Source organism: Komagataeibacter europaeus LMG 18890, assembly GCF_000285295.1.
In the GTDB taxonomy this organism is placed as follows: domain Bacteria; phylum Pseudomonadota; class Alphaproteobacteria; order Acetobacterales; family Acetobacteraceae; genus Komagataeibacter; species Komagataeibacter europaeus.
This window is the reverse complement of sequence record NZ_CADP01000093.1, coordinates 1-10,436: the sequence shown is the minus strand read 5'-3', so window position 1 is coordinate 10,436 and position 10,436 is coordinate 1. Positions and strand designations below refer to the sequence as shown.

The window sequence follows — 10,436 nt, the reverse complement described above, 5'->3', positions numbered from 1 at the left end:
CCCCAGAACGAGCAGCTTCCTTATTTCCCGGTTGCCCGTTTTCGTAATCCTGCCCAGCCGGACCTTTCCGCCGGACGAGTGCTGCCGCGGCACAAGTCCAAGCCAGGCCGCGAAGTGCCGCGCACTTTCGAAAGTGTCGATATCCGTGACAGATGCCACGATCAAGGACGCGGTCATCGGGCCGATGCCGGGTATTGTCAAAAGACGACGGGCATCTTCGTCCTGCCTGGCGTGCGCCTGGATTCGCCTTTCCAGGCATCCGATGCTTTCACTCAACTTTCCGTATTGTTCGAAGAGCAAAATGACGGTCTGCTTCATGACGTCGGGCAAATCGGGTGATGTCTCGATTTTCGCCAGAAGATCGGGCAGGCGACTGTTTCCCAACGGCACGATCAAGCCGAATTCCGCTGCAAGCGCGCGCAACGCATTGACCAGCATCGTCTGCTGTTTGACCAATAGTGTGCGCGTTGAGTGTAACGAGAGCAGGCTTTGCTGTTCTTCGTTTTTGATCGGGACGAAGCGCGTGTCGGGATGGAGTGCCGCAAGACAAATGGCTGCGGCGTCAACAGCGTCGTTTTTCTTGCCACGTTTGACGAACGGCTTGACCATGTCCGGCGGAATAAGTTTCACGTCATGACCCGCATCGCGGATGACGCGCGCCCAATGATGCGATGTGCCGCAAGCTTCGAGCACGACCTGACACCGCTCGAGTTTCCCGAAGAATGAGGCAACCTCACTGCGCCCGAGCTTTCGCTTGAGAAGACATTTTCCATTTGCATCTGTGCCGTGCGCCTGAAAAACGGACTTGGCGATATCCAGGCCGATCATGGTAATTTTCATCCGGGCGGTCTCCTCTGAATGGTCATTCCGACCCCAGCATGGCACATTGATGCCGCATGGAGGCCGTCCACCCCATCTTCAATCGTGAAGGACTGGCGATCGAGGTTGATTTTTCCCTGCCAGCCTGTCGGGTTGTCCGCTGTCTGGAACAGGTTATGGAGTGGCGTGGCAGGCCTGAGGCCATCCGAATGGATAATGGCCCTGAATATGTCAGTCATACGTTGGTTTCATGGGCCGAAAAACAGGGGATTACCCTGATCTATACGCAACCGGGTAATCCGCAGCAGAACGCCTATATTGAACGCTACAACAGAACTGTCCGGCAGGAATGGCTGGAGCAGTATTTGTTTGAAAGCATTCAGGACGTGCAGGAGGTCGCAACACAATGGCTCTGGACATATAACCATGACAGACCCAACATGGGGAACAGCGGGCTAACCCCCGCCCAGAAACTAAAAACAGCTGCCTGAATTCTCATTCAACGCCCGACTAAAAATGGGGGGATTACCGCCTGACGGGCGATGACGAGACGGCCATCATGTTCGGGTACGGGCTGTGCCGAGACGACCGAAAACCATTGCGCGACGGCAGCGGTCGACTGGCCAATATCGTCTACAACATGCACCGCTTTCTGTTTCTGGAGCGGATCAGCGCCGCCGCGTAGAAAACTAGCCTATAATGCTCCCCGTTCTGCCCCAGGCGCAGAGCGAAAGTCATCACCCAGAACCATCAATACGTGCTCGTTAAGCCCAAAATCAGGACATAATGCCTTCAATCAACGGTTCTTCGATCTCCCCACCTGGTAGTATAACAGGACCGCTCCGGGTTCCGATAAGCGGACATCGTATGGCAAAAGACGTTCGGGACAGAGAGGGAAGCTGCCCCGATTTCTTTGCCCGCTCTGAAACAGATATTGTACCGCTCATTGCTGTCATCAACATCACGCTGGGGTAAGAAGATGGGATATTGCCTGAATAGGCTTCATCCCATGACCAAAACGCTCGATTGCCTCACGATCCTTCTCAAGCGCCCCATAAGGCAGATACCGGACTTTCAGGTCGGCAATCCTGCTGAAGGCCGGCCGCTTCAACTGTTCCCGCACATCGGCTTCCCGCTTGTCCGGCGCAACAAGGAACAGGCCCTCCAGGGCCTGCGCCTCTGACCCGAGAGCAAGATCCAGCATCCGCACGATACCGGAATAGATGGTCGTTGAATGTTCGACCTCGAATGCTGCAACAATCCTGCGGCTTTCCTGGTCCAGCCACAGGACATCGATCAGGCGCACGGATTCCGCTCCCTGCGTTTCTGTCGTGAACCCTGGCAACACCGACAGGCAGCCATCTCCCAATTTACCGTCCTGCCATGGACGACTGCGATCATTGGCCGCAATCCAGACATCATACCCCAGGGAAAGCCCCAGAGCACGAAGCCAGCCCTGAATCTCGGTATGGGTATGATCCGTTTCCCGCTCCGCGGCGAGGATCCTGGCTTCTTTCGCGCTCTGCTCCCTTACCTGATGGAGATCGGCTTCCCAAAGCTTTCGCGCGGTTTCGTCATCCTCGAGAGGTGGCGCTGTATAGCGTCCGCTACCGAGGTCAAACAGCAGTCCTCCGATGGCGCCCAGATCATTGGAAAGCAGTGAACGATAGGTCGCATTCAGCTTCAGGATTCCCTGCCGCATGGCGAGATACTCTTCCCATCGCCCCAGTTTCACCTTCGATCCGGTCAGAGCGTTATAGCCCTTCACGATCGCCGTGTTGAACGGCGGCATGATTGTCGGATGCAGAAAATACAGCAGATTGGCGACGGCTGGTCCCAGTCCCTTTATCTTGCGAGCATCAATCGCATGAATGGCCGAAACCACGTGCTCTTCAGTATTGCAGCACAGACAGGTATCGAGAAGCTGACCGAACGCTTTCTGGTTGACGGGATTCTCGTAGATATCTGGAATTCGTAGCTTCGGCTTCCAAAGGAACGCATGATCTGCCCCCTTGAAAATCTGACGCTGCTCCGCAATCGAATGAACAACTGTTTCCAGTGAGGAGCCACGATAGGCGACCCCGAACGTACCAGCGGCAATCTCGGTGACAACCTGCTGCAGCCCCCTGCGGATGGAGCGAAAGTTCTTGATACGCTCGTCCCATAAAAACCAGCTCTGATAGGTTGCTGCCGGATCGTCCCGCCAGCGAAGAATGAGGTCTCGAATAAGGTCGGTCATCAGTCCAGAAGCTAAGATTACGTTCATTCCAGACACTGATTGTAACAGCGACGTAGGTCAATGCCTGCTGACGATCATGTAATCGCTGAATGTATGCTCTTTTTGGGGATCACCGGTATGCGGGCAACTGTCTCGACAAAGTGGTCGTTTCATTGTCTGTGCTGTGACATGGTTTCAATGCCTGTTCCATCGCAGTCTGAAATTCAGCCGCTTCCATCGGGGAAACACGCATGACGGATACCAGACAGGATGATCGGCAGATGATGGTGCCCAGAACCGTACATGATCCGGTCTGTGGCATGAGTGTGAATACTGTGACAGCAAAATTTCACACGCTGCATGATGGGCACGATTATTATTTTTGTAGTGAACACTGCCAGCGGAAATTCGGGGCAGACCCCGCAGCTTTCGTGGCGGACGAGGCGTCCATTACCCATGACCAGTCCCTGGCAGGCCAGACGGCGTGGACCTGTCCGATGCACCCGGAAATCAGGGAAACGCATCCGGGAAAATGCCCTAAGTGCGGCATGGCGCTGGAACCTGCAGAGAAAACTGGTAATGCTCCGGCGATGCCAGCAATGGAACATGGTCAGAAATCGGGCAGCAATACCGGCCATGACCATCATACGTCCACGAACGAAATGCCCTCTCTTGCCGGAAACCACACAATCTGGACCTGTCCCATGCATCCGCAGATCCGGCAGGATCACTCCGGAGACTGCCCGCTCTGTGGCATGGCGCTGGAGCCGGAGGATCCGACCGGGCACAATGAGGAAAATCCCGAACTCAGAGATTTTACGCGCCGCCTGATCGTGGCCGGGGTGCTTGCCATTCCGCTCATGCTCATCGCCATGGGAGGCGATGTCGGTCTGCATCTTGTGCCGCCTGTGCTGTCGCCATGGGTGCAACTCGCGCTCACGCTGCCTGCCGTCTGCTGGGCCGGGTTACCGTTCTTTCAGCGCGGTCTCGCCTCACTCCGCACCGGCCATTTCAACATGTTCACCCTGATCATGTTCGGCGTGGGTGCGGCCTTTGGCTACAGCCTCGTGGCAACGATCTTTCCCGACGCCTTCCCCGCGACCTTCCGGATGCCTGACGGCAGCCTTCCGGTCTATTACGAGGCCGCGGGCGTGGTGGTGGCACTCGTGCTGGTTGGGCAGGTCCTGGAACTGCGCGCTCGCGCCGCAACCGGCAACGCGATCCGCGCGCTATTGGATCTCACGCCGAAACAGGCGCATCGCATTGGCGCTGACGGCCAGGAAAACGATGTTGCGGTCGAAGATATCGCGACAGGCGACCGTCTCCGCATTCGGCCCGGTGAATCCGTCCCTGTCGATGGCAAGGTGCTGAACGGCGCGTCCAGTGTGGATGAAGCGATGATCACCGGCGAGCCTGCGCCCGTGGCGAAGAAACCGGGCGATGCGGTAACGGGTGGCACCATTAACGGCACTGGCAGCCTGGAAATCGAGGCACGGGCGGTCGGCAGCGACACCATGCTTGCCCGCATCGTGGCAATGGTTGCCACAGCACAGCATAGTCATGCGCCGATCCAGAGCATCGCCGACCGCGTGTCGGACTGGTTCGTCCCGCTGGTGTTGGGTATATCCCTCGTGACTTTCGTCGTGTGGTATTTTGTCGGTCCCGCGCCGCGCTTCGGCCATGCCCTGCTCAATGCCATATCCGTTTTGATCATCGCCTGTCCCTGCGCGTTGGGACTGGCCACGCCGATGTCCATCATGGTTGGCACCGGGCGCGGCGCGCGTGAGGGCGTTCTGGTGCGCAATGCCGAGGCCCTGCAGGCACTGGACAAGGTGGACACCCTGGTGGTGGACAAGACCGGCACGCTCACGGAAGGACATCCCCGGCTGATCGCCCTCGACGTTGCGCCAGAGTGGCAGGAGGACGATGTGCTGCGCCTGGCGGCCTCAGTCGAAGCGCAGTCCCAGCATCCGCTGGCCCAGGCAGTGGTCCGGGCACTGAAGGAGCGCCATGGCACGCTGGTGCAGGTCAGCGATTTCGGCTCACAGCCCGGCCTCGGCGTCAGCGGCACAGCAGATGGCCGTCAGGTGGTGATTGGCAATGCCGAAAGGCTCAAGCAGGCCGGGGCAGATCCCGCTCCGCTGGAGGCAGATGCAACGCGATATCGTCAGTCCGGCGCGGGGGTCATGTTTGTTGCGATAGACGGGAAAGCAGCGGGGACGATTGCCGTGGCCGATCCGCTGCGGGAAGACACGAAAGCTGCGTTAGCGGCGCTGCATGATGACGGGATGCGCATCGTCATGCTGACTGGCGATAACGAGACGACTGCAAGAGCTGTGGCACAGGCTGCCGGAAACATTGTAGAGGTACACGCCGGGCTGAAGCCCCAGGCCAAGGCTGATATCATCAGACAGTTGGAGAGTGTCGGCCGCCATGTGGCGATGACGGGAGACGGCGTGAACGACGCGCCGGCCCTTGCGGCGGCTTCCGTAGGGATCGCCATGGGGACAGGAACTGACGTCGCCATCGAGAGCGCAGGCATCACACTGGCCCATGGCAGCCTGGGTGCGCTGGTCCGCGCCCGAAAACTGGCGCACGCGATCATGCGCAATATCCGGCAGAACCTTGCCTTCTCGTTTCTGTTCAACGGGATCGGCATTCCGGTTGCGGCAGGCGTCCTCTACCCGGTATTCGGACTGTTGCTATCGCCGATGATCGCAGGTGCCGCCATGGCGCTGTCTTCCGTCACCGTCGTCACCAATGCGCTCAGGCTAGGGCGGATCAGTGATGGCGGGCATTCCGCTCGGGATGCCAGAACCGGTAACCTTGTGTGAATATCCGTCCTTCTGGCAGATCCCGGCCCATAAAAGAGAGCACCGGTTTTTCTTGACGCGAAACGCCAGAAAGGCCAGCGATCATACCATGGATACCATCAGCCTGATCGCCCTGCTTCTCGTGCTTGCCGCTGCCTTTAGCATTCTCAATCACCACACGCTTCGCGTTCCCGTGACGATCGGCGTTCTGATCTTCTCGTTGCTGACTTCCCTGCTGGTCATGGTTCTGAACCTGCTGATCCCGGCCTATGATCTTCAGGCCCTGCCGCGGTCTGTGCTGGGGGTCATCAACCTACCCGCGGCGCTTCTGAATGGTGCGCTGTCACTTCTTCTCTTTGCCGGAGCCATGCAGGTTGATGTCGGACACCTGCGTGCGAAACTGATGTCCGTGACAGCCCTGTCCATTCTCGGGACTGTTCTGGCCGTGGCCTTTCTGGCGGGCGCGGCCTGGAGTGTTTTTCCGCTGTTGGGCCACGCTGTTCCCTTTACATGGTGCATCGTGCTCGGCGCCATTCTCGCACCTACTGATCCGGTTTCGGTCGTGGGGATGTTAAAGCGTCTGGGGCTGCCGGGGCCGCTTCAGGCCATTTTCGCGGGCGAGAGCCTGTTCAATGACGGCGTCGGGGTCGTCATTTTCGGTGTGACGATCGGACTGGCGACCGGAGATAGTCAGGGCGTAGCCGCCTCCGGGATTGCCCTCAGCTTCTGCCGCGAGGCGCTTGGTGGCGGCCTGCTGGGCGCACTGACGGGGTGGATTGCGCTTCGTGTGCTCAAGGGGCAGCGGGATCCGCATATCGATCTGCTGACGTCACTGGCCCTGGCGACCGGAACCTTCAGCATTGCCAACCACCTTGGCATGTCAGGCGCGATTGCTGTCGTCGTGGCCGGATTGTGTTTCGGAACAAGCTATAGCCATTCCGTTTTCGATGAAGCGTCCCGTAAGGAACTCGATATCGCCTGGACCCTGATTGACGAAGTGCTGAATGTCCTGCTGTTCATGCTTATCGGCTTTGAAATACTGGAGATCACGCCGCATCTGTTTACGGTGCTGGCAACGCTTGCCGTGATCCCGCTGTCCATTGCCGTGCGGGCATTGAGCGTGCTGTTTTCCACCCTCCCGGTTCATCTCCGGCAATGGGAGCGTGGCCGTGTTCTGGGTATCCTGACCTGGGGCGGCCTGCGTGGCGGCATCTCGGTTTCGCTGGCGCTTGGACTGCCACCCGGTGAATTGCGCAATCTGCTGCTGCCTGTCTGTTACGGCGTGGTAGTGTTCACCATTATCGTGCAGGGATTGACCATGGAACGGGTCGCCCGCAGGCTCTATCCGTCATCCGCATCCCGGTCTGAATGATTCCTTATGAAACAGGTATTCCAAAAGGTGATAATTTCAGCGTCTGCCGGTTGCTGCCCTGAGCCTCAGCGCCTCGTAGATCGGTGTATCGCCGAGCGCTCCTGCCACTACCATTGCCGCGAAGCTTCCAGACAGAAGCGGCAATACAAGATCGGACGATCCGGTCATTTCCATGACGAGGATAATGCCCGTCAAGGGCGATCGAACGGATCCCGCAAACATGGAGGCCATGCCGACAATCACAAATGGCGTGGTCGCCAGCGCTGTATCCGGGCTCAGTATCTGCGCCACAAAGCTGCAGGCCAATCCGGACAGTGCCCCCAGGGCAAGCATGGGTGCAAATAGTCCTCCTGGTGTTGCGGCAGCATAGGAAATCGCACCGAAGATCAACCGGGAAACGAACAGGGCAGGGATAATACGCCAGCTTATCGTATTATTTATCGCTGCCTGGGTAATCCAGTCCCCTCCACCTGCCAGATGGGGATCAAGCCACACAACAAGTCCAGCCAGACCACCAATCAGAACGGCCCTGACGGGTATGCTGACAGGCAGACGGTCGGCAAGGCGCAGTGCCGCAAGAATTGTCCGGTTATATCCAACCGCCAGCAGACCGGTCATGAGACCGGTCATGACAAAGAATAGCTGCTTCGCGATCGCTTCAGGCAGGACCTGATGGAACACGATGAAATCAGGCTGGCCGCCCAGGATGCCACGACTGATCAGAATGGCTGAAATGGACGCCCCGAGTGCCGCACACACCATTCTGGCTTCAAACCGTCCCACCAGTTCTTCCAGGACAAAAACGGCACCTGCAGCAGGCGCATTGAAGGCCGTTGCAAGACCGGCTCCTGCGCCAGCGGCGAGGAGAGCGCGACAGTCCGCCTGCCCCAGAGAGAGCAGTCGTCCGATCGTATTGGCTGCCGCGGCACCCATCTGCACGCTTGGCCCTTCGCGTCCCAGGGCCAGTCCACTTCCAATCGCCAGCAGACCACCAATGAACTTGACCGGGATGAGCACCCATGGCGCTGGGACCGCGACGCCCGACAGCACGGCCTCGACATGGGGAATACCGCTGCCTGATGCCAGCGGCGCAAAACGGCGCACCATTTCCACTGCGACAAGGGCCGCCAGGGCAACCCCCACGACCAGAAAGCAACCCTCCCACGGAGAACCATGCAGAAACCGGAGAGCCAGATCCGTTCGCGCGGTTTCCAGCCCTTTAAGAAACAGGCGGAAGACCCCACAGATTGCACCGGTCGCAAGCCCGATCAGGATTGACGCTGATGCCAGGAAAACCAGACTGCAGGAACTCCCGGTCTGTTCCGGTGGTGGTTTCCGGTTCGGCACCTGCTGCAGCATCGTGTCTTCTTTCGTTGACTGACGGTTCTCTGGCTCGGAATACTGCATCTGCAACCCGGGTCCCGGTTCAGGAGGGATCAGTTTCCTGCCTTGAAAGTGTTTTTTCCTGACCTGCCTTCCGTTCCGTCTTCTCCATGAACCCCGCGGCGAGGGCGGAATAAAGCGGATGCGGGCAGACCGTGCGCGAGACCCCGAACGCCAGAAACGCAGTCGCGAGAAGCGCCAGCGTGACCTGCTGGTTATCGCATACTTCCATTACGATGATCGTCGCCGTGAGGGGGGACTGGGCAACGCCACAGAAATATGCCGCCATCCCAAGCAGAACGACCGCGCCTGGAGATGTATGGGGCAGGAACTGCTCGATCCATCCGCCCATTCCGGCGCCAATGGCAAGAGATGGTGCAAACATGCCCCCGGGTATCCCCGAACAGAAGGTAATGAGCATGGAAAGGTACTTCAGGAGAAAGAAGGACGCTGGATAATGGAGGCTGCCATCCACGATCCCCCGCGCCTGGAGATAGCCCGTACCATAGGTTGCACCATCGGATGCCAGTCCGATCAGGGCCAGAAGCAGACCGCATAGAGCAGCAAACCCGAGAGGGAAACGTGCTGCAAACGGACGAAGTGATCCCGGCAATCCTTTTGACAGCCTGATGACAAGGCGGGCAAAAAGGCCACCTGCCAGCCCACCGCTTACACCACACACCAGAACGGCCAACCATGCGACACCAACCGGGATGGAGGCACTGGTGCGACCGAAATAGGTATAATTCCCCAGCAGGGCAATCGCGGTGATCCCGGAAAAGATGATGACGGTCAGTGTCCGTCCTGACGATTTTTGTTCAAAGGAATGGGCGAGTTCCTCAATGGCGAATACAACTCCGGCCAGGGGCGTGTTGAAGGCCGCAGCCATGCCGGCGGCTCCGCCCGCCAGGATCATACCGTGTCGGGTGACGTCATTATGCTGACCCATGGCCAGCGAGAACGCATGCATGATGGACGCCCCGATCTGGACGCTGGGTCCTTCGCGACCGATTGAGGCGCCGCAGATCAGACCGAGGCATGTCATCAGGATCTTGCCGAGCGCAATGCGCAATGTCAGAATTCGGTCCACCAGCATGAAATTATGCATATGCAATGTTGCAATTGTCTGGGGGATACCCGAGCCTTGGGCACCATTGAACAGCACGCGCGTCAACCAGGTAATGGCGACCAGTCCAAGCGGTGCAATCAGAAGCATGGACCAGGCATTCAGGGCGACGATGTGGTAACGCAGATCGGCCGCCGCATCCCCCAGATGGGCAAAGATCACGGAAATAATCCCGATCAGCACAGCCCCCGAGCAATACATGAGTGTTCTTTGCCATTTCAGGGTCCTGACACGCGCCAGACGACGAAGCCGACGGGTTCGCCTGGCGCGATTTCGGCCCGGAACGGACTGGCAGTCAGCCTGATCTGCACCATGGTATGACAATGTCGGCAAAATGGTCACGGCAGAGAAGGTCCAGACTGTGATACAGGAACGGGGCATATACCATTTTTTCTTACGCCCCCGCTCAGAACCCATACCGGGAAGCTACAGGAGATTCATCCTCAAAATCTACGGGACTGCTACGTAGATCATTCATACATCTGGTGAGTTCCGTCTGGCTTCATTATCCAGATTATCATGCCGTTCTGCCATGCCCTCGAGACCCTTGTCTGGCGACCGGGTCCGGTGTTTGCCATCCAGTTGGGGATGTGGGGGCGCACCGTATTGTAGTCTGCCCGCCAGTCAGCCAGAATCTGGCGGGCATGCATCAGGGACGTGAGCAACGTTTCGTTGAGACATTCATCCCTGAACCGGCCATATCTT

The 10,436-nt window shown here is 58.3% G+C and carries 6 protein-coding genes and 2 pseudogenes; 3 read left to right on the top strand and 5 right to left on the bottom strand.

Annotation, left to right across the window (positions count from 1 at the left end; translation table 11 throughout):
- On the bottom strand, positions 1-840 hold an 840-nt coding region (locus tag GEU01_RS16950), incomplete at its 3' end, for an IS110 family RNA-guided transposase (RefSeq protein ID WP_019086757.1).
- A 77-nt stretch (positions 841-917) separates the two neighbouring features.
- On the opposite strand from GEU01_RS16950, the pseudogene GEU01_RS23100 reads away from it, so the two are divergent.
- Positions 918-1,310 (top strand): annotated as a pseudogene (locus GEU01_RS23100) (integrase core domain-containing protein); the annotation flags it as partial.
- A 470-nt stretch (positions 1,311-1,780) separates the two neighbouring features.
- On the opposite strand, the gene GEU01_RS16935 reads toward GEU01_RS23100, so the two are convergent.
- Positions 1,781-3,058 (bottom strand): hypothetical protein, encoded by a 1,278-nt coding sequence (locus GEU01_RS16935; protein WP_010516406.1) that lies wholly within the window; start codon positions 3,056-3,058, stop codon positions 1,781-1,783.
- A 230-nt stretch (positions 3,059-3,288) separates the two neighbouring features.
- Here GEU01_RS16935 and GEU01_RS16930 point away from each other — a divergent pair, with 230 nt between their 5' ends.
- Positions 3,289-5,871, top strand: coding sequence for a heavy metal translocating P-type ATPase (locus GEU01_RS16930; RefSeq protein ID WP_026018824.1), 2,583 nt, complete (start codon positions 3,289-3,291; stop codon positions 5,869-5,871).
- An 88-nt stretch (positions 5,872-5,959) separates the two neighbouring features.
- On the top strand, positions 5,960-7,222 hold the full coding sequence (locus tag GEU01_RS16925; RefSeq protein ID WP_019087019.1) for a cation:proton antiporter: 1,263 nt from the start codon (positions 5,960-5,962) through the stop codon (positions 7,220-7,222).
- A gap of 36 nt (positions 7,223-7,258) precedes the next feature.
- On the opposite strand, the gene GEU01_RS16920 is transcribed toward GEU01_RS16925, so the two are convergent.
- The 3 genes and pseudogenes from GEU01_RS16920 to GEU01_RS27610 form a co-directional block, all read right to left on the bottom strand.
- Positions 7,259-8,365 (bottom strand): ClC family H(+)/Cl(-) exchange transporter, encoded by a 1,107-nt coding sequence (locus GEU01_RS16920; RefSeq protein WP_232272596.1) that lies wholly within the window; start codon positions 8,363-8,365, stop codon positions 7,259-7,261.
- Between the two features lie 283 nt (positions 8,366-8,648).
- On the bottom strand, positions 8,649-9,932 hold the full coding sequence (locus GEU01_RS16915; RefSeq protein ID WP_019087017.1) for a chloride channel protein: 1,284 nt from the start codon (positions 9,930-9,932) through the stop codon (positions 8,649-8,651).
- A gap of 389 nt (positions 9,933-10,321) precedes the next feature.
- Positions 10,322-10,436: pseudogene (locus GEU01_RS27610) on the bottom strand (integrase core domain-containing protein); the annotation flags it as partial.